Annotated in this window: 16 protein-coding genes and 4 tRNA genes; 11 read left to right on the top strand and 9 right to left on the bottom strand. The window is 42.0% G+C overall.

Annotated features, from left to right (window positions below; translation table 11 throughout):
• The first annotated feature begins 10 nt into the window (after nucleotides 1–10).
• The 3 genes from G457_RS0113490 (at nucleotide 11) to G457_RS0113480 (ending at nucleotide 2,371) form a co-directional block, all read left to right on the top strand.
• Nucleotides 11–1,063: a sugar phosphate isomerase/epimerase family protein gene (locus tag G457_RS0113490; protein ID WP_026946950.1), complete on the top strand. Its 1,053-nt coding sequence runs from the start codon at nucleotides 11–13 to the stop codon at nucleotides 1,061–1,063.
• Nucleotides 1,064–1,189: 126 nt separating this feature from the next.
• On the top strand, nucleotides 1,190–1,621 hold the full coding sequence (locus G457_RS0113485; protein WP_026946949.1) for a c-type cytochrome: 432 nt from the start codon (nucleotides 1,190–1,192) through the stop codon (nucleotides 1,619–1,621).
• Between the two features lie 6 nt (nucleotides 1,622–1,627).
• Nucleotides 1,628–2,371 (top strand): 3-keto-disaccharide hydrolase, encoded by a 744-nt coding sequence (locus G457_RS0113480; protein ID WP_026946948.1) that lies wholly within the window; start codon nucleotides 1,628–1,630, stop codon nucleotides 2,369–2,371.
• 145 nt (nucleotides 2,372–2,516) lie between these two features.
• Here the strand turns inward: G457_RS0113480 and G457_RS0113475 are convergent, their stop codons facing one another.
• Nucleotides 2,517–3,131, bottom strand: coding sequence for an SH3 domain-containing protein (locus G457_RS0113475; RefSeq protein WP_248602862.1), 615 nt, complete (start codon nucleotides 3,129–3,131; stop codon nucleotides 2,517–2,519).
• A gap of 233 nt (nucleotides 3,132–3,364) precedes the next feature.
• Between G457_RS0113475 and G457_RS0113470 the strand changes: the two genes are divergently transcribed.
• From G457_RS0113470 to G457_RS0113450, 4 genes are all read left to right on the top strand, one after another.
• Nucleotides 3,365–3,437: transfer RNA gene (locus G457_RS0113470), tRNA-Lys, on the top strand.
• A 285-nt stretch (nucleotides 3,438–3,722) separates the two neighbouring features.
• Nucleotides 3,723–3,797, top strand: a tRNA-Pro gene (locus tag G457_RS0113460).
• An 11-nt stretch (nucleotides 3,798–3,808) separates the two neighbouring features.
• A tRNA-Arg gene (locus G457_RS0113455) sits at nucleotides 3,809–3,882 on the top strand.
• Nucleotides 3,883–3,923: 41 nt separating this feature from the next.
• A tRNA-Lys gene (locus G457_RS0113450) sits at nucleotides 3,924–3,996 on the top strand.
• A 156-nt stretch (nucleotides 3,997–4,152) separates the two neighbouring features.
• Here the strand turns inward: G457_RS0113450 and G457_RS0113445 are convergent.
• A complete protein-coding gene (locus tag G457_RS0113445) occupies nucleotides 4,153–4,779 on the bottom strand; it encodes an LON peptidase substrate-binding domain-containing protein (RefSeq protein ID WP_026946945.1) in 627 nt (208 codons plus the stop codon).
• Nucleotides 4,780–4,862: 83 nt separating this feature from the next.
• Nucleotides 4,863–5,867 (bottom strand): type I glyceraldehyde-3-phosphate dehydrogenase, encoded by a 1,005-nt coding sequence (gap, locus tag G457_RS0113440; protein WP_024283313.1) that lies wholly within the window; start codon nucleotides 5,865–5,867, stop codon nucleotides 4,863–4,865.
• A 246-nt stretch (nucleotides 5,868–6,113) separates the two neighbouring features.
• Here gap and G457_RS0113435 point away from each other — a divergent pair, with 246 nt between their 5' ends.
• Nucleotides 6,114–6,986 (top strand): S1 family peptidase, encoded by an 873-nt coding sequence (locus G457_RS0113435; RefSeq protein WP_026946944.1) that lies wholly within the window; start codon nucleotides 6,114–6,116, stop codon nucleotides 6,984–6,986.
• 34 nt (nucleotides 6,987–7,020) lie between these two features.
• Here the strand turns inward: G457_RS0113435 and G457_RS0113430 are convergent, their stop codons facing one another.
• The 5 genes from G457_RS0113430 to G457_RS0113410 all read right to left on the bottom strand — a co-directional run bounded on the left by G457_RS0113430 (nucleotide 7,021) and on the right by G457_RS0113410 (nucleotide 11,948).
• Nucleotides 7,021–9,264, bottom strand: coding sequence for an NADP-dependent isocitrate dehydrogenase (locus G457_RS0113430; RefSeq protein WP_026946943.1), 2,244 nt, complete (start codon nucleotides 9,262–9,264; stop codon nucleotides 7,021–7,023).
• Nucleotides 9,265–9,431: 167 nt separating this feature from the next.
• A complete protein-coding gene (locus G457_RS0113425; protein WP_026946942.1) occupies nucleotides 9,432–10,229 on the bottom strand; it encodes an amidohydrolase in 798 nt (265 codons plus the stop codon).
• Nucleotides 10,226–10,780 carry a peptide deformylase gene (def, locus tag G457_RS0113420; protein WP_026946941.1) on the bottom strand — a complete coding sequence of 185 codons (555 nt, stop codon included), beginning with the start codon at nucleotides 10,778–10,780 and terminating at the stop codon, nucleotides 10,226–10,228. The genes G457_RS0113425 and def overlap by 4 nt, the downstream gene beginning before the upstream one ends.
• Nucleotides 10,777–11,190, bottom strand: coding sequence for a Holliday junction resolvase RuvX (gene ruvX / locus G457_RS0113415; RefSeq protein ID WP_026946940.1), 414 nt, complete (start codon nucleotides 11,188–11,190; stop codon nucleotides 10,777–10,779). The genes def and ruvX overlap by 4 nt, the downstream gene beginning before the upstream one ends.
• Entirely contained in the window at nucleotides 11,190–11,948 is a 759-nt protein-coding gene (locus G457_RS0113410; RefSeq protein ID WP_026946939.1) for a hemerythrin domain-containing protein, read from the bottom strand. The genes ruvX and G457_RS0113410 overlap by 1 nt, the downstream gene beginning before the upstream one ends.
• A 159-nt stretch (nucleotides 11,949–12,107) precedes the next feature.
• Between G457_RS0113410 and G457_RS0113405 the strand changes: the two genes are divergently transcribed.
• Complete coding sequence (locus G457_RS0113405) at nucleotides 12,108–13,763, top strand: S41 family peptidase (protein WP_035483897.1); 1,656 nt, start codon at nucleotides 12,108–12,110, stop codon at nucleotides 13,761–13,763.
• A 107-nt stretch (nucleotides 13,764–13,870) separates the two neighbouring features.
• On the top strand, nucleotides 13,871–14,308 hold the full coding sequence (locus G457_RS0113400; RefSeq protein WP_026946937.1) for a VOC family protein: 438 nt from the start codon (nucleotides 13,871–13,873) through the stop codon (nucleotides 14,306–14,308).
• Between the two features lie 211 nt (nucleotides 14,309–14,519).
• On the opposite strand, the gene G457_RS0113395 is transcribed toward G457_RS0113400, so the two are convergent.
• Nucleotides 14,520–16,472 carry a M1 family metallopeptidase gene (locus G457_RS0113395; RefSeq protein WP_035483894.1) on the bottom strand — a complete coding sequence of 651 codons (1,953 nt, stop codon included), beginning with the start codon at nucleotides 16,470–16,472 and terminating at the stop codon, nucleotides 14,520–14,522.
• A gap of 162 nt (nucleotides 16,473–16,634) precedes the next feature.
• On the opposite strand from G457_RS0113395, the gene G457_RS0113390 reads away from it, so the two are divergent.
• Entirely contained in the window at nucleotides 16,635–18,461 is a 1,827-nt protein-coding gene (locus tag G457_RS0113390) for a TonB-dependent receptor plug domain-containing protein (RefSeq protein ID WP_026946935.1), read from the top strand.
• Nucleotides 18,462–18,476 lie beyond the last annotated feature (15 nt).

The raw sequence follows: 18,476 nt of genomic DNA, 5'->3' as shown, positions 1-18,476 counted from the left end.
AAAATTCATAATGAAAACGATCAAAGGACCAGCCATATTTTTGGCGCAATTTGCGGATGACCAAGCACCTTTCAATAACCTGAAGAATATCTGTAAATACATGGCAGATTTAGGTTATAAGGGAGTTCAAATCCCCTCTTGGGACGCGAGAATGATTGATCTTCAAAAGGCTGCGGAAAGCAAGGATTATGCAGATGAAATAGCTGGAACGGTCGAGGAGGCAGGGTTGGTCATTACTGAGCTCTCCACTCACCTGCAAGGTCAGCTTGTCGCTGTTCACCCAGCCTATAATGAACTTTTTGATGGATTTGCACCTGCATCGATGGCAGGCGATCTGAAGGCAAAAACCGAATGGGCTACTCAGCAATTGAAGTATGCTGCAAAAGCTTCACACAATCTTGGACTTTCTGCGCATGCGACATTCTCTGGAGCGCTGATGTGGCATACTGTTTATCCATGGCCACAGCGTCCTGCAGGTTTGGTCGATACAGGATTTACTGAATTGGCCAGAAGATGGACTCCCATTTTGGATGAGTTTGACAAATATGGCGTAGATGTCTGCTATGAATTACACCCTGGCGAGGACCTTCATGATGGTATCACCTTTGAGATGTTCCTTGAAAAAGTGAATAATCACAAACGTGCAAATATACTCTACGACCCAAGTCACTTCGTGCTACAATGCTTGGATTATCTACAATTCATCGATTTCTATCACGACCGGATCAAAATGTTCCATGTGAAAGACGCTGAATTCAATCCAAGTGGAAAGCAAGGTGTCTATGGAGGATTCCAAGGATGGGTAGAGCGTGCAGGTAGATTCCGATCATTAGGTGACGGTCAAGTTGATTTTGGTGGAATTTTTAGTAAACTTTCGCAATATGATTTTGACGGTTGGGCGGTACTAGAATGGGAATGCGCGATCAAGCATCCAGAGCAAGGAGCTGCAGAAGGTGCTCCATTCATCGATGCTCATATCATTAGAGTCACAGAGAAAGCCTTTGATGACTTCGCCGGAAGTGGCGCAGATGAAAATTTCAACAAAAAAATCTTAGGAATTTAAGAAATCAAGAAATCAATATTTCGGAAATTAGCAAAATAAAAAAGTCAAGTAAAGACTTAGGATAGTTGTACGATATCCTCTTCAAGCCTAAAGAAAAACGACATTTAAATATCAAATTACAATCGAATGAAAATTAAAAATCAAATCAGTTTGGGAGTACTAGCATTGGCTAGTTTGACATTTGCCTGTGGCGGTGGAGAAAGCTCTTCCGAGTCTACTTCTACCACTTCTCCAGCTGCTAGCAGTTCTGCTCCCGCGAAGGAAATGAGTTTGGAGGAAAAATATCAGGATGACCCGATTTATATCAAAGGCTTAGAAAAAGTGAAAGGATCGGATTGCCAATCCTGTCATATGGTAGAGCGGAAAATCGTTGGACCTTCTTATGCTGAAGTAGCTGCAAAGTATGAAAGCACAGAAGAAAATGTAACAATGCTCGCTCAAAAAGTAATCAATGGTGGAGTCGGTGTATGGGGAGAAGTTCCTATGCCAGCACATCCAGGATTGAGTGAAGAGGATGCAAAAGATATGGTTAGATACGTTTTACTTTTGAAAAAATAATTGACCATGCAACGAATCAAATACCTACTAGTAGCAGGACTAGCAATGGCTTGGGGATGCAGCTCCCCAAGTACCGATACAGCATCCGAGGAAACCATGACTGAAACAAGTACTCCCGCTGAGTCTGAATGGATTTCCCTTTTCGATGGAGAAACTTTCACAGGCTGGCACAAATACGGAGGTGGAGAAGTTGGTAAAGCCTGGAAAATAGAAAATGGAGAGCTTTATCTAGATGCAGCCAATAAAGACGGATGGCAGACTGGAGATGGAGGTGATATCGTCACTGATCAGGAGTTTGAAAACTTCCACTTTCAGACAGAATGGAAAATAGCCCCTAATGGAAATAGCGGTATCATCTTCCTCGTCAATGAATCTGAAGAGTATGATTACCCGTGGCAGACAGGTCCAGAAATGCAAGTTCTGGACAATGACGGACACCCTGACGCAAAAATCATCAGTCATCGGGCAGGAGACCTATACGATCTAATTTTGAGTAGTGAAGAAACTGTCAAGCCGGTAGGCGAATGGAATCTTGCTGAAATCATCGCAAACGAAGGTGAGTTAACGCTTCGTCTCAACGGGGTTGATGTCGTAAAAACCACGATGTGGACTCCAGAATGGGAAGCAATGATTGCAGATAGTAAATTCAAGGATATGCCTGGATTTGGGAAGTACAAAAAAGGACGAATTGCTCTTCAGGATCATGGAGACATCGTTCACTTCCGAAATATCAGAATAAAAGAACTTTGAGTTTAATATCTTTTTGAAACAAGAAATCCCGAAAAAATTCGGGATTTTTTTATGCTTTAATACGGATTAAGAATTAGGTTCTAAAATTAGCCTGGCCCTACCCGATTTATTTGGATTCAGGAAGAAAGCTAATTCATATTCCGGATCAAAGTCTAGTAATATGATCCTTCCGGATATAGGCTCGCTGATTTTTCCATTCTACCTCAAACCAAATATCTTTTGAGGATTTGATTTTGACACGGTGACCAGGCTCTATCTGATCGACTAGCTCGCCCCCTGCACTTGGATGTGTGGTAATGTAGGTAGGACTATGTGTAATCAAGCCCGTACTTGGCTTATCCAAAAAATTATTGACAAGAAAGATCAAAATCATCAAAGCAGCGGTCGGCCAATAACTGACACGAGATTCATTTTTTCGACTCGTCCAAAAAATCATGATTACTGAAAGAAGCAAGATAGCTGAGAGAGCCATCAATAGGTATTGCTTGTAGTTCACTAGAAAAAGAACAAATCTATCTCTATCGTCTACCTCATATCCAAACAGCGTAGTCTGCCCTGTCAATGTCTTAATTTTGGAGATAATTTGTTCATTGGGATTGAGATCATAATACTTACCCAAATAATGTGTAGCCTGCTCCTTGTCGCCCATCCCTTCAGCAATGAAGGCCATTTTCAAAAGCATGGCTGGAGAATAGAGTCCTTCCTGATAGTTTTCAGAGTAAATTTCGAAGGCTTCCTTGTAACTTCTGCTTTCAAACAAAGAATCTGCTTTAAGAAGTGAATTCGTAACCCCCTGTGAATAAACAGGTTGAAAAACAATCAAGAAAAAGAACAGAAGATTTACCAGAAAGATTGGTCTAGTGCTTTGCATTTAAATTCAAGAGTCATAAATTTGCAGTCCAATTAAGGCAATGATCTACCAAAAAGCAAGGTTGGGAGCCAGATTTGACAAATATTTACATGGAAATTCGAGAGGATTTCTAAGCCAAAAATGATTCCGTAGCTCAGCTGGTAGAGCATAACACTTTTAATGTTAGGGTCCTGGGTTCGAGCCCCAGCGGGATCACAGTTATTTAGAGATTCTTAATAGGGCGAGAAGTCTATCCCGATGAGCAAAGCGATTTCGGGAAGCCCCAGCGGGATCACAGTTATTTAGAGATCTTGGTAGGGCGAGAAGTTTATCCCGATGAGCGAAGCGATATCGTCCCGATAATGATCGGGACCAGCGGGATCACAGTTATATTGAGCTTCTTGACTGATCGAGAGACTCATTCTGAAGAGCAAATCGATATCGAAAAGCTCAAAGAAAAAAAAGAGAAAACTTACAAAAGTGTAAGATCAAACTAATTCTCGGGGTGTAGCGTAGCCCGGTTATCGCGCCTGCTTTGGGAGCAGGAGGTCGCAAGTTCGAATCTTGCCACCCCGACAATTTTACTGGGTCCTGTAGCTCAACTGGATAGAGCAACTGCCTTCTAAGCAGTAGGTTTCAGGTTCGAGTCCTGACAGGATCACTTTACAAGGCGGATATTGTCCGCTTTTTATTTGAAATTTTGATTCCGTAGCTCAGCTGGTAGAGCATAACACTTTTAATGTTAGGGTCCTGGGTTCGAGCCCCAGCGGGATCACAGTTATTTAGAGATTCTTAATAGGTCGAGAAGTCTATCCCGATGAGCAAAGCGATATCGGGAAGCCTTTTAGGAGAATCCAAAGCAAAAAGCAGGTTTTGAAACCTGCTTTTTTTGTTTCCAAGAATTTTTCGAGTATGATTTATTCTAACCCTCTCAGAAGTTCAAGGGATCTAGGTTTTTGAAATGACCGTTTTGACGGATGATTTCCTTAGCCCGCTCAATACTCTTTACTACAGGAATGATTCGCTTAAAATGTCTAATGAGGTATTCCATCCGCTTTCCTTCTTCTTCAATCTGAAGTAACTCTAATTCTTCTTCCAACTTAAGCCCTACCTTGTGAGCATAAGTAAAAGAAGTAGTGGCCGAAGGATCGATTTCATTTGGAAAGTGGAGTAGGTAGAGCAATTCCTTGAGATAAAATATAAACTCGTGATTCTGGACTGCATTTGTGACAGGAATATTTTCAATAAAATCTACCTCTCCTCCCGCATACAACTTTCCTTCCATAGGATTATGAAAAGAGAGTATTTTAAAGGCCCTTTTTCCCTTAGTCTGAACATCGAGTCGGCCATCTTCATAACGCTTATAAACCTTTTCGAGGGTTACTTCCGTTCCGAATCCGGAAAGTTTATCCAAATACGCACAAACCCCAAAGGAACCTCCTGAGGCTTCAACATCCGCTAAAAGCTCCCTGTAACGTGGCTCAAAAATGTGTAGATTAAGCTCTTCTCCGGGAAAAGCGATAAGTTTCAATGGAAAGAAAGGAAGATAAGTACTCATAATAGATTAATAACTTCTAAAGCTTCATTTAGTTCTTTCCATTCAGCCATAAAAAAAGCTCCTTCTCAGGAGCTTTCTATGAATTACTTATTAGCGATGTAGGCTAGCAAGTCTAAGACTTTGCAAGAATAGCCCCACTCATTGTCATACCAAGAGACTACTTTCACGAAGGTATCGGAGAGTTGGATACCTGCTCCAGCGTCAAAAATGGATGTACGGGAATCACCAAGAAAGTCATTGGAAACCACAGCATCTTCCGTGTATCCTAAAACTCCTTTCATTGCTCCCTCAGAGTATTCTTTCATTTTTGCACAGATCTCTTCATACTTCGCAGGCTTCTTCAGTCTGACAGTCAAATCGACTACAGATACGTCCGGAGTAGGAACTCTAAACGCCATACCTGTCAACTTTCCGTTAAGATCAGGAATAACTTTACCTACGGCTTTTGCTGCACCTGTCGAAGAAGGAATGATGTTTTGACCTGCTCCTCTTCCACCTCTCCAGTCCTTTGCTGAAGGACCATCCACAGTTTTCTGGGTTGCAGTGGTAGCGTGAACGGTAGTCATTAGACCTTCTTCGATTCCCCAGTTATCATTAAGAACCTTAGCGATTGGAGCTAGACAGTTCGTAGTACAAGATGCATTAGAAACAAAGGTCATGTCTGGAGTGTAAGAACCTTCATTTACACCCATGACGAACATCGGCGTGTCATCTTTAGAAGGTGCAGACATAATTACTTTTTTGGCACCAGCATCGATGTGAGCTTGTGCTTTATCCTTAGTTAGGAAAATTCCGGTAGACTCGATCACGTAGTCAGCTCCTACTTCTCCCCACTTCAAGTCGGCAGGGTTTCTTTCTGAAGTCACGCGAATAGACTTTCCATTTACCACCAAATGGCCGTCTTTGACATCCACAGAGCCCTTGAAAGTCCCGTGGGTGGAATCATACTTCAACATGTATGCGATGTAATCTACATCGATCAGGTCATTGATTGCTACCACTTCCATATCATCCCGCTCTTGGGCTGCACGAAATGCCAATCGACCAATTCTTCCGAATCCGTTAATTCCAACTTTGATTTTGCTCATGATTTTATTGTTTTTGATATAGGTTTGATCTAAAAGCTAGTTCACCTAGTCAGGTTTAAAATATAAGAATTGGCTTAAAGTTATTACAATTTTTTGGCTAGCCCAAAACAAAACAACTGGCTCATTTACACATCACGCTTGTTTCCTTTTTCAATCGATTTCGAAGATTTTTTCAAATAATTCTCCATTTCAAAGGCTTTTGGAAAATCAATCCCTAATTTGAAATTTGTCCAATAAAACCTTTTTATGTTTGTAAAAGCTATTCAGGAAGTCGCCGGATTCACCCGGGCTATCCATTCAATTTCGAGAAATTTTGGAGGAAAAAATATCCAACGGGGATCGGCTACTTTATTTTTTGTCAATCAGGATGGCTGGGCTCTCACTTGCAAGCATGTCGCACAATGGATCATGCAAGCGGATGCTATCAATAAGAATTACAGAAGCTTCTTGGACCAAAGTCCTTCCTTGAGTGGAAAGCAGCAAAATATTTTGGCAAAATCACTCAATCTCTCACAAGATAAAGCCTGCGAAATGCGGATTACCTTTGTGGACTGTGTAGATAAAATAAAAAACATCAAGTTTGTCCTTCATCCTACCTTTGACCTGGCTCTATTAAAATTTGAAGGGTTTGACAAGTCCCTATCACAGGGAAAACCACGCTTTTTGAAAGATGATCAGAGTGTTCAGCCGGGAGCAATGCTGTGCCGCCTGGGCTTTCCCTTCCCGGAATTTTCCAATTTTCAGTTTAATGCTGAGAAAAACCAACTTGAATGGACCTCAAACGGAGTAGCCCGATCCCCAAGATTTCCGATTGAAGGAATGCTTACCCGATTTTTGGGAGACCAAAACAAGAAAATATACGGCATCGAACTCAGCACTCCGGGTCTTCGCGGTCAAAGTGGCGGTCCATTATTTGATGATGAGGGCAGAATAGTCGGCATGCAAAGCCGGACAAAGCATCTTCACCTGGGATTTGATATTGAGGATAAGGAAATAGTTGCCCATGGAAAGACAAAAAAAATCAACGACTATGCCTTCATTCATCTAGGTGAATGTATTCATATAAGTATCATCAAAGAATTCCTCAGAGCTCAAAATGTCAGTTTTGAAGAAGGATAAAAAAAGCCGCAGTTTGAGCTGCGGCTTTGATTTTTTACGCTTCCACGAAATTTAATGAGTCTAAAATCTGATTAAAGAGAACACTCGGCTGCATGGCCTTGGCAGTCTTTTCTGTATCTGGACGGAAATAACCACCGATATCGACCTTCTTGCCCTGTGCTGCGTTCAACTCCTCTTCTATCTCAGCAGCCTTGCTATTCAAAGCAGCAGCAACCTGAACAAATTTCCGCTTCAATTCCTCATCTTTCTCCTGAGCAGCCAAAGCTTCGGCCCAATACATTGCCAAGTAGAAATGGCTTCCCCGGTTATCGAGTTTGCCCACTACCCTCGCAGGTGACTTATCATTTTCAAGCCATTTTCCGGTAGCCTGATCGAGTGTTTCTGCCAAAATCATAGCACGGTCATTCTGGTAGGTTCTGCCCAAATGCTCCAAAGAAACCGCCAAAGCCAAAAATTCACCCAAAGAATCCCATCTCAAATGACCTTCTGCAGTGAATTGTTGCACATGCTTTGGTGCAGATCCTCCCGCACCAGTTTCGAATAGACCTCCTCCGTTCATCAAAGGAACGATTGAGAGCATTTTTGCAGAGGTACCCAATTCTAAAATTGGGAACAAGTCTGTCAAGTAGTCTCTAAGGACATTTCCCGTGACGGATATAGTATCCAATCCTTCCTTGATTCTAGCAAGAGAAAAATTAGTAGCCTCAATTGGAGACATAATATGGATTTCTAGTCCCTCGGTATCATGGTCGAGTAAGTAGGCATTGACCTTTTTGATCAATTCAGAATCATGGGCTCTCTGTGGATCCAACCAGAATACTGCAGGGGTATCAGAAAGCCTTGCACGCGTTACGGCAAGCTTAACCCAGTCTTGAATTGGAGCATCTTTGGTTTGACACATTCTCCAGATATCTCCTTTTTGCACGGAGTGCGAAATCAAAACATCACCATCCTGATTAATCACTTCCACTTCCCCGTCATGGGAAATCTCGAAAGTCTTGTCATGTGACCCGTATTCTTCTGCCTTTTGAGCCATAAGACCGACATTGGGTACCGAACCCATCGTCGAGGGATCAAATGCTCCATGCTTCTTACAAAAATCAATGGTAGCTTGATAAACTCCCGCATAGCTTCGGTCAGGAATCACCGCAAGCGTATCCTGCAGCTTACCTTCTTTATTCCACATTTTTCCGGACGAACGAATCATAGCCGGCATAGATGCATCAATGATCACATCAGATGGAACATGAAGATTGGTAATTCCTTTGTCAGAATTCACCATTGCCAAATCAGGCTGATCGGACAAACATGCTTCAATCTCCTCCAAGATTTCAGCTTTCAGATTCTGATCTAGTTTATCAATCGCTGCAAGTACATCTCCGAAACCATTATTGGCATCAGCACCCGCCTCCTCAAGTTGATTTTTATATTTTGCAAATACAGGCTCAAAAAAGGTCTTAACTCCATGTCCAAAAATAATAGGATCAGAAACCTTCATCATGGTTGCTTTCATGTGAAGAGAGAAAAGCACACCCTCTGCCTTTGATTCGGCTATAGCTTTTTTGAAGAAGTCACGCAGTGCAGATACACTCATGGTAGAAGCATCGATGATTTCACCTTCCAAAAGCTTAAGACCTTCTTTCAAAACGACCTCTTCTCCGTTCGTTGCCTTGAGCAAAATCTTGATTTCATCTGCTTTCGTCAAGGTGTGGGACTTTTCACTTCCGTAAAAATCCCCACTTTCCATGCTTGCTACCCGGGTTTTAGAATCAGCAGACCACGCGCCCATGGAGTGTGGATGCTTTTTGGCATAGGCCTTAACTGCCTGCGGAGCCCTTCTGTCTGAATTTCCTTCCCTTAGAACCGGATTTACCGCAGAGCCTTTGATTTTATCATAAGTGTCTTTGATAATTCTTTCCTCATCATTTTTGGGCTCATCCGGATAGTTTGGAAGTGCATATCCTTTCTCTTGCAATTCTTTGATAGCAGCTTTGAGCTGGGGAATAGAAGCAGAGATATTGGGTAGTTTGATGATATTAGCCTCAGGGGTTTTAGCAATGGCCCCTAACTCAGCCAAAGCATCATTAAGCTGCTGTTCCGGCTTAAGGTAAATGGTGAAATTTGCAATAATTCTTCCTGAAAGAGAAATGTCGCGAGTTTCAACTTCAATACCAGCTGATTGGGTAAAAGCTTTTACTATAGGTAAAAAAGAATAAGTTGCTAGTGCTGGAGCCTCATCAGTGAGAGTGTAAAGAATTTTTGGAGTTTGTGTGCTCATTTATAATCGAAATGTTTGAATGTAATCCTGTCCTATCAACAGGATGAAATTAGGTTTGAAATCAGTAAAATAGGTGATAACAGGATGATTTTGAGGTCGCAAAAATACAGATTTTACAATGCTTTCAAATTCCGGTCGTGGAATTCAGGGAAAAATCAAAGAATAACTTAAAGCAACTTAAAGTTATCCGCATCTGTCCATGCTGGAAATTTTTTGCGATAGCCATCCAGGTTAGCTTTATCCAACTCAATAGTGGAAATCAGTTCCTTTTCTCCCAAATCCAACAATCTTTCTCCTTTGAAATCGTAAACTACCGAATGTCCAACATAGGGAATTTGGTTTCCATCTGTACCTAATCGATTTAAACCCACAGAATAGGCCAGGTTTTCAATAGCTCTAGCAGGAAGCAAAGCATTCCAGGCAGAAGTACGTACAGCAGGCCAAGAAGCTACATAAAAAATCAAATCGTAGTCCATTCTTGACTCTCCCATTCGGTTACGAGACCAAACCGGGAATCTCAAATCATAACAGATTTGAGGGCAAATTCTCCAACCATTCAGTTCAAAAATTGGAAGATCGGTTCCGGCAGAAAAATAATGATGCTCTTCAGCCATGCGAAACAAATGGCGTTTATCATAGGAAGATATCTTCCCATCAGGCTGAACCCACAGCAGGCGGTTGAAATAATTTTTCCCATCACGAATAATCACACTTCCAGCAATCACAGCTTTCTTCTGCGCTGCAAGCTGCTGCATCCATCTACACACATGAAAATTCATGGGTTCACTAACTTCCTCCACATCCATGGTAAAGCCCGTAGGAAACATCTCCGGGAGCAAAATCAGATCAACCGATTCTTCCATTTGCCAGAGTTTCTCTTCGAGCATGGCAAGGTTTGCTACCTTATCCTTCCAATAAAGATCAGTCTGTACGAGGGCTAAAGTCAGTTTGGGATTTTGGATCATTTGAGAGGGTAAATCATTCGATAGTCTGTAGGAACCTTCCCTTTACTGATATCGATCAATTTTGACTTGAGAAGTCTTTTTTTCAATCCTTTGAGGTAATCAACAAAAAGAATCCCTTCCAAATGATCGTATTCATGCTGAATCACACGGGCGGTCATTCCAGAAAACTCTTCCTCCTTCAGATTCCAGTTTTCATCATAGTATTCCAATGTCAATTTCTCTGGGCGGATGATTTCTGCACGCACATCAGGAATACTCAAGCAACCCTCTTCAAATCCGTAGTCGTCGCCGTATTCATCCAAAAGTATCGGATTGATAAATGCTCTTCTGATCCCTTTTTCAGAGTCATCCTCATCCAGCATCAAGCTGCTGTCAATCACAAAAAGTCTTACGCCTTGATTGATTTGGGGTGCAGCTAGGCCTACACCATTTGCATGATCCATGGTAGCGAACATCGAGTCGATGAACTCTTTCAGGTCTTTGCCCTCCTCTATGTCTTCAGCTTCTTTGGTGAGGATGGGGTTACCGTATGATACGATTGGATAAATCATTTTTGTGATAGAAAGGATTGTAATATGATAGTTGCACTTATTTTATCGAGGTTACCCGACTTCTCTCGTCTGTCTTTTTTCTTACTACCCATCGAAATCATGGACTGCATAGCCATTTTTGAAGTAAATCGCTCGTCCATGAGATGAATGGAAATAGCCGGAAATTCACTTTCCAAATTAGCTTTGAGATCGTAAACGGGCTTTGTCATTTGGGTGGCCTCACCTTGAAGGTTTCGAGGAAGACCTAGAACAATCGCCTCGATTTCTTCGCTCGAAGTATATTTTTTCAAGAAGGGCAACAAGTCTTGCGTAGGGATAGTTTCAAGTGGATTTGCCACTAGCTGCAATGGATCAGTCACGGCAAGCCCAGTCCGTTTGGAACCCAAGTCAATCGCCAAAATTCTAGGCATTAGTTAGTTCGTATTTTTTGATAAATTCTTCTTAGAACTTCCTTCTCCAATTCCACGGCCTTGGGAAAAAGTAATTCATCTTCGATCTGAGCATGGATGGTGAGTTCCCTTTCAAAATTTTGAAGCTCGTGAAAAAGTACTTTCATGGTTAAAGGAGCCGACTCTTCCAGTGAATAATCATTGGTGAGTTTTCGAATACCTTCCATCTCATCATCATGGATTTCATGCTGCTCGGCCAGAAGTCTCACAGGGTCTTTTTCTAAAATGGTCACAGCATCATGCAGCGCAAAATTCCCATCTTCCACATCCTGCAATAGCTCAATTCTTTTGAAAAGCCTGCTTTCCTCCTCATGGATGTGATGAATGAAATCCTCCACAAAAAGCGGAAACATAATCTTCAAATCAGCCATGAGCGCTTCAAAACCAGGTTCTGGCTTTACTCCACTAATCATATTGGATAAGAAGGGGAGTTCTTGTCGTACAAAGTAGTAGTGCTTTTTCTTCAGGTAAGCGACCAAGACTTCGATCGGATTCAGATAAAGTTGCTCTGGCGTTGGCTCCTGATGCAGTGCCCATGATTCGAGCTCTGCTATTAATTGATTGGGATTAACTTTATGCTTTTTACAGACATGTTCCAGAGAGTCAGCTGGATATTGATAAAAACTGATCCCAAAGTAATGCAAGACAGAAGCAAAAACATAATTATGGGAGACTAAGTCTTCCAAAGATGTTTTATTAAGCTTTTGGGGGTCTTGCATTGGACAAAAATAATTATTTTTAACAGAATAATGGAGACAATTCCATCCCAATATCAGTTACATTCGTATAATCCTTGTTTAGGATTATCATAAATTTCTGTTTATTGGAAGAAACACCATCGTTTATCAGGTGTTTAGAATAATAAAACCAACTTTAACGTGAGCCATACAAAAAACTCAAAATCTCAAATTCGCCTACCCATTTTCCTAGCCCTGGCCATCTCGGCAGGTATTTGGATTGGTGCCACTTTTGCCGAACCCGAAAACAATCAGAATGATCTCCGAGCAGCATTATACAAAATGCAAGAGATCATGACATACATCAATCGAGATTATGTCGATAGTGTCAATACCAATGATTTGGTCGAATATGGGATAACCAAAATGCTCGAGAATCTTGATCCACACTCTAGCTATATACCGGCAAGGGATGCTACTCTGGCTCAATCGCAGCTTGATGGTGAATTTGATGGAATTGGTGTAGAGTTTGGGATCATCCGTGATACCATTTATGTGGTTGCTCCGCTCACGGGAGGCCCTTCGGAGGCATTGGGGATCCAATCTGGAGACCAAATCATCAATGTAGATGGAGAAACAGTAGCTGGGACAGGTATTACGAATCGAGATGTGTTTGACCTATTGCGTGGACCAAAAGGATCTAAAGTCGTGGTAGACATCAAACGTAAAAATCAGCCTGAACTCATCACTTACGAAATCACCCGCGACAAAATCCCTCAATACAGCATTAATGCCTCATACATGGTCAACGATGAAATCGGCTATGTGAAAATCACCCGATTTGCCGCTACGACCTACAACGAATTTCAAGAGTCTATCACAGACTTGAAAAATCAAGGAATGAAAAAACTCATTATAGACCTTCAGGGAAATCCGGGGGGCTACATGGGGGCTGCTATCAATATCGCAGATGAAATCCTTGGGGATAGGGCTCTGATAGTTTCCCAAGAAGGAAAAGTAGAACAGTACAGCCAGAAAGCCTATGCCTTCAGACCTGGTTTGTTTGAAAATGGCTCCGTAATCGTATTGGTGAATGAGGGTTCCGCCTCAGCATCTGAGATTCTTGCCGGCGCAATTCAGGATAATGATCGCGGTTTGATCGTGGGCCGGAGATCATTTGGTAAAGGACTTGTACAAATGCCTATCGACTTATCTGATGGCGCAGAACTCAGACTTACCATAGCCAGGTATTTCACTCCTTCAGGAAGATCGATTCAAAAGCCTTACGGACCAGACTATGAAGCCTATGAGCGAGATTGGATGGAGCGCTTCGAGCATGGAGAGTTTTTCTCTGCTGATAGCATCAAGTTCAATGATAGCCTGAAATACGAAACCACAAAAGGTAGAATCGTATATGGCGGAGGTGGAATCATGCCTGATTATTTTGTGCCGCTAGACACCACCTATTCTTCAGCTTATGTAAGCAGGCTTTTCAACTCCGATTCCTCAAGAGAGTTCATTTTGGATTACACCAACAAGAACAAGGATAAGTTTTCAGACATGAGCTTGGAGGAATATTATAGAGACTTCGAAGTCAGTGATGCCATGCTGAAAGACTTGGTAGCAGTGGGAGAAAAGAATAAAGTCAAATTTGACTCAAAGGACTTTAATGAATCAGTAGATTATCTCAAGGTACTGGTGAAAGCACATTTGGGTCGTCAGATTTATGATGATGATGCATTCTACATGGTCATCAATGACATCAACGAAGTCTATCAGCAAGCCATCAAACTATTCGATGAAGCAGAAAGAATTGCCATGGCTACTGATCTTAGCGAAATGGCAGAAGAAGAATAAGCCGATTGTGAAATTATAAATAAAAGGACCAACCTTAGGTTTAAGGTTGGTCCTTTTTGCTTTCGTTCAGATTAGGCCTATCTTGAGAAAACTCAAATTAACTATTTATGAAAGTTTTCATTCTTTTGTTAGCTCTATCCTTGGCCATGTCAATCCCCCTATCTGCTCAAATCAAAGTCAATCATATTGCCGTGCATGTTTCTGATCTGGAAAAGAGCATGGCCTTCTACCAATCCATTTTGGACTTACAAGAAATTGATGAACCTTTCAAAGACGGTTTACACGCTTGGTACAATATCGGTGGAGGGGCAGCTTTGCATTTGATCGAGGCTGATCGAGTTCCTACCGAAATATCCAAAACCAATCATCTTTGCTTCAGCATGTCTGATATGGACAGTTTTATTCAGCGACTCAAAGCTACCGATTATCCATTTGAGGATTGGCCAGGAAAAAAAGGACAGATTACCACTAGACCTGATGGAGTCAGACAGATTTACATTCAAGATCCAGATGGATATTGGCTGGAAATCAATGATGACTTTTAGTCTTTGTGAATAAACGTACTTCAGGCAGTAGCCTATTTTCTTAACTCCTCTGGTTGGAAGTTGGAAGTTTGAAGCACGTAGCTTCCAGAAGCTGAACATTTGAGGTTATTCTAGTCTCTCCCCCTTGTTTCTGACAGAAAAGTGGATATAATCTAAAAAGCCCGATCAGCTATGAACTGATCGGGCTTCTAGTTTTTATCAAATCGGGTATTTAATCCTCATAGATTGGCTGTGGCCAGCTATCATTCCCTAGATTAATATCCGGAAGCACTTTGTCTGGATCAATCACCACAGACTTCACTTTCTTGGTGGTCTTAATCAAATGATTCCAAGTATCTCCACGCTGCCAGATCTCCACAGGTAGCATTTGACGCTCCTTGCTACCATCTTCAAATTCTATTTCCAAGAGTACCGGCATTGGAATGTCTCCTTTATTGTTGATTACGGCTACATAATTCCCTGCGTAAGGAACCACGGCATTTAAGCCCAAATCGATATTTCCATTTCCATAAAACCATCCCTGCCAGAACCAAGAAAGATTTTCGCCAGCTACATTTTCCATGTGATTGAAGAAGTCGGTTGGCTGAGGATGCTTGTAGGCCCAAGTTTCGATATAGGATCGGAAGGCATTGTCAAATCGCTCTGCACCAAGCACATATTCCCGAAGCATAATCAAACCAATCGCTGGCTTCATGTATGCTACCATACCCAAGTTGGAGGTATTTGCTACATCTGGATAGGTATCGATTCCTTCCCGATTTTCATTGAGGAAGTAATTATTGAATCGACGAGTCTGATTCAGTGTCGAAGGATATTCTCCATCATTGAAAGCTAGGGTGCTGTAGTGATTGATAAAGGTATTAAAGCCCTCATCCATCCAAGCATAGCGACGCTCATTATTCCCCACAATCATCGGGAACCAGTTGTGTCCAAACTCATGGTCAGTCACTCCCCAAAGACCTTCACCCTTTGAAGTGTAGCGGCAGAAGTTCAAGCCTGGATATTCCATTCCACCAATATCTGCAGCCACATTGGTAGCGGCATCGTATGGAAATTCATACCACATCTCCGAGTAATGCTCAATTGAAGCCTTGGAATACTCCGTGGAACGGGACCAAGCTTCTTCTCCGTCAGATTCCTTTGGATAGACAGATTGAGCTAAAATAGTCTTTCCACTTGGAAGGTTGATTTTAGCAGCATCCCAAATGAATGTTTTGGAGCTAGCAAAGGCTATATCACGAGAATTTTGGATCTGAAAATGCCAAGTAATCATTCCCTCCTGCTTTGGGCGGGTCAATTCTGTGTTTTGAATCTCTTCAGGAGAGACCAAGTATAAAGTCTCGTCGCTATTCTGAGCCTTTTCGTATCGGTCCATCAATTCCGAAGAAAGGACCTCCTTCGGATTCATTAATTTCCCACTTCCCACTACGATGTGATCATAAGGGACTGTCACCTTGTAATCAAAATTTCCATATTCCAGGTAAAACTCTCCCGCACCTAGGTAAGGCTCCACATTCCATCCTTCGATATCATCAAAGACTGCCACTTTGGGATACCACTGCGCAAAGGCATAAATCCAGCCATCCTCAACCTCTAGCCTTCCCATTCGATCCATACCTTTTTGAGGTACTTTGAAGGAAAAATTCATGGAGATGGTAGCAGTTCCTCCCTTTGCTGGAATAGGCTCATCGAACCAAACCTGCATACGGGTATCTGAAATCAAATACTTGGAAGACACATTGCCTTTTTTCCCAACTTTCGCCTGGACAGCGGAGATTTCATAGCCTCCATCGGTATCACCATTGTAGCGATTACCTTGAATTGGTGTAGTTAAAGTACCACGTGAATCCTCAGTGAATCGGTTTTGCTCCAGCTGCAACCAGACAAAATCCAATTCCTCCGGGCTGTTGTTGATATAGTCGATGGTTACTTTTCCTGCAAGGACGTGCTCCTCTTCGTTTAGCGTAACTTCAATTTGATAGTTGGCGGCATTTTGCCAGTAATTTTCGCTTGGCTTACCAGAAGCCGTCCGGGTATAGGTACCCTTGCGATTCATAAATTCTCCAAAGTCAGCCTGGTTATTATCCAGACCTTGTTGAGCTATCACATTGCTCATGCCAAGGCTACTAGTAAGTACCAGACCTAAGAATAATTTTTTGATCATAATTTTTCGATTTTTTAAAGCTTTAAAATTAAGGACTCTATCGCTATCCTCAAGCTAATTTTACAATAGATGATAGAGATTAACGATTTTTTACATGGGTCTAAAAATAGGATTCTTTAGTTTTTGAGCTCAAATTTGCCTCACTATTACGCAAATCAAAAAATGAGATTACAATTTTCATTAATTATTCTTTTGCTTTCCTTCGGGAAAGTTTACAGTCAACAGGATAGCTTATCACAGGAATTGGATGAAATCGTGATTCAGGAAAACCGAATCCAAATCCCATTTTCCAAGCAAAGTCGAAACATCTCTGTCGTAACCAAACCTCAGCTCGAAACCACTCCGGCTCGTAGCCTGCAAGAAGTATTGACATTCGTGCCAGGGGTAGACGTCAGACAGCGTGGAGTTTCCGGAGTGCAGGCAGATGTCGGAATCAGAGGAGGATCTTTCAATCAGACCTTGATGCTTTTGAATGGGATCAAACTGACCGACCCTCAAACGGGCCATCACATGATGAATATTCCAGTACCCATGATCAATATCGATCGTGTGGAAGTTCTTAAAGGACCTGGAGCCAGGATTTTTGGTCAGAATGCCTATGCAGGAGCCGTCAATGTGATTACGGAACTTTCTGATCAAAAAAGTCTACGCTTACAAGGATATGCAGGTGATTTTGGAATGAAGGGACTGACAATGGCGGCCTCCCTTCCAACCGGAAAATACCGTCAAAACATCAGTGCATCCTATGATGATTCGAATGGTCACTGGTACAACTCGGATTATCAAGTTACCAATCTGTTTTATGAGGGTGGCTTGGAATTGAATGAGCACCATGAATTCCGAGGAATGCTTGCCTACGCGGACAGGAGTTTCGGAGCTAATGGATTTTACACCTCCGCATTTCCGGATCAATGGGAAAGTCTACAGACAACTCTGGGAGCTTTGAGTCATCGCTATTCAAAAAACGCATTCAATCTATTGTCTCGAGTATATTGGCGTCAAAACAAAGACGAATACCGTCTGAGAAGAAATGAGCCTGAATTTTTTCAAAACTTCCACACCTCGAATACTTATGCTGCTGAAATCAATGGAAGCATCGAGTCAAAATTGGGAAAAACTGGATTTGGACTGGAAATAAGAGAAGAAAGACTGGAAAGCAACAATCTAGGCAATCGTGACCGTACACTTGGAGGATTGTTTTTGGAGCATCTTATCCAACTTGGAGACAAAGTTGACTTCAGAGCGGGAGTATACAGCAATTATTTCGATGACTGGGGATGGAAGCATTTTCCTGGAGCAGAACTTGGATTTCAGGCCAGCGAGTTTCTTCGATTTTATTCTAGTATTGGCAATAGCTTCCGAATCCCCACCTATACGGATCTTTATTACGTCGGCCCAACTAACATCGGAAACGCTGAGCTTCTGCCTGAGGAAGCCGGTAATTTTGAAATTGGCTCAAAATGGATCAAGGGAGGATTTTTCGCTGAGCTGGTTTATTTCCAGAGGAACACTGATAATCTGATCGAGTGGACGCGAACCGATTCAGAAAGTCCATGGCAACCCCAAAACTTCAATGCAGTCAAATTCGAAGGGATAGAATTTGCCCTTTCTTACCGTTTCCAACCAAAAAATCAACTGCTCTTCCTAAAGGAAGTTCAATTTTCCTACAATTATATAGATGCCAGCCTAACCCCTCAGGAGGGAGTAGAAACCAGATACGCCCTGACTGCTTTGAGAAATCAGGTAATAGGCGGCGCCTTGATTGGGGTCGGTAAAAAAATTGAATGGAACACCAAAATGCGGTATACCGAACGGATGAGCTTAGATCCGTATTTTCTATTGGACATGCGAGTAGATTATAATCGTGCCGGAAAAGTGGGGCTATTTACTGAAATATCTAATATCACCAATGCAGACTATATTGAGGCTGGAACTGTCCAAATGCCCGGCCGGTGGTTTCGAGCTGGGGTGATGGTTAATTTAGAGTGAAACAAAAAAGAGCCA

The sequence above is a fragment of the Algoriphagus marincola DSM 16067 genome, from assembly GCF_000429405.1.
GTDB lineage: Bacteria > Bacteroidota > Bacteroidia > Cytophagales > Cyclobacteriaceae > Algoriphagus > Algoriphagus marincola.
The sequence above is the reverse complement of the archived record's forward strand: the minus strand, read 5'-3'. Positions and strand labels throughout refer to the sequence as shown.

Coding starts and splice junctions, on each gene's coding strand:
- G457_RS0113490 (WP_026946950.1), top strand. CDS start 11: ATGAAAACGATCAAAGGACCAGCCATATTTTTGGCGCAATTTGCGGAT.
- G457_RS0113485 (WP_026946949.1), top strand. CDS start 1,190: ATGAAAATTAAAAATCAAATCAGTTTGGGAGTACTAGCATTGGCTAGT.
- G457_RS0113480 (WP_026946948.1), top strand. CDS start 1,628: ATGCAACGAATCAAATACCTACTAGTAGCAGGACTAGCAATGGCTTGG.
- G457_RS0113445 (WP_026946945.1), bottom strand. CDS start 4,779: ATGAGTACTTATCTTCCTTTCTTTCCATTGAAACTTATCGCTTTTCCC.
- gap (WP_024283313.1), bottom strand. CDS start 5,867: ATGAGCAAAATCAAAGTTGGAATTAACGGATTCGGAAGAATTGGTCGA.
- G457_RS0113435 (WP_026946944.1), top strand. CDS start 6,114: ATGTTTGTAAAAGCTATTCAGGAAGTCGCCGGATTCACCCGGGCTATC.
- G457_RS0113430 (WP_026946943.1), bottom strand. CDS start 9,264: ATGAGCACACAAACTCCAAAAATTCTTTACACTCTCACTGATGAGGCT.
- G457_RS0113425 (WP_026946942.1), bottom strand. CDS start 10,229: ATGATCCAAAATCCCAAACTGACTTTAGCCCTCGTACAGACTGATCTT.
- def (WP_026946941.1), bottom strand. CDS start 10,780: ATGATTTATCCAATCGTATCATACGGTAACCCCATCCTCACCAAAGAA.
- ruvX (WP_026946940.1), bottom strand. CDS start 11,190: ATGCCTAGAATTTTGGCGATTGACTTGGGTTCCAAACGGACTGGGCTT.
- G457_RS0113410 (WP_026946939.1), bottom strand. CDS start 11,948: ATGCAAGACCCCCAAAAGCTTAATAAAACATCTTTGGAAGACTTAGTC.
- G457_RS0113400 (WP_026946937.1), top strand. CDS start 13,871: ATGAAAGTTTTCATTCTTTTGTTAGCTCTATCCTTGGCCATGTCAATC.
- G457_RS0113395 (WP_035483894.1), bottom strand. CDS start 16,472: ATGATCAAAAAATTATTCTTAGGTCTGGTACTTACTAGTAGCCTTGGC.
- G457_RS0113390 (WP_026946935.1), top strand. CDS start 16,635: ATGAGATTACAATTTTCATTAATTATTCTTTTGCTTTCCTTCGGGAAA.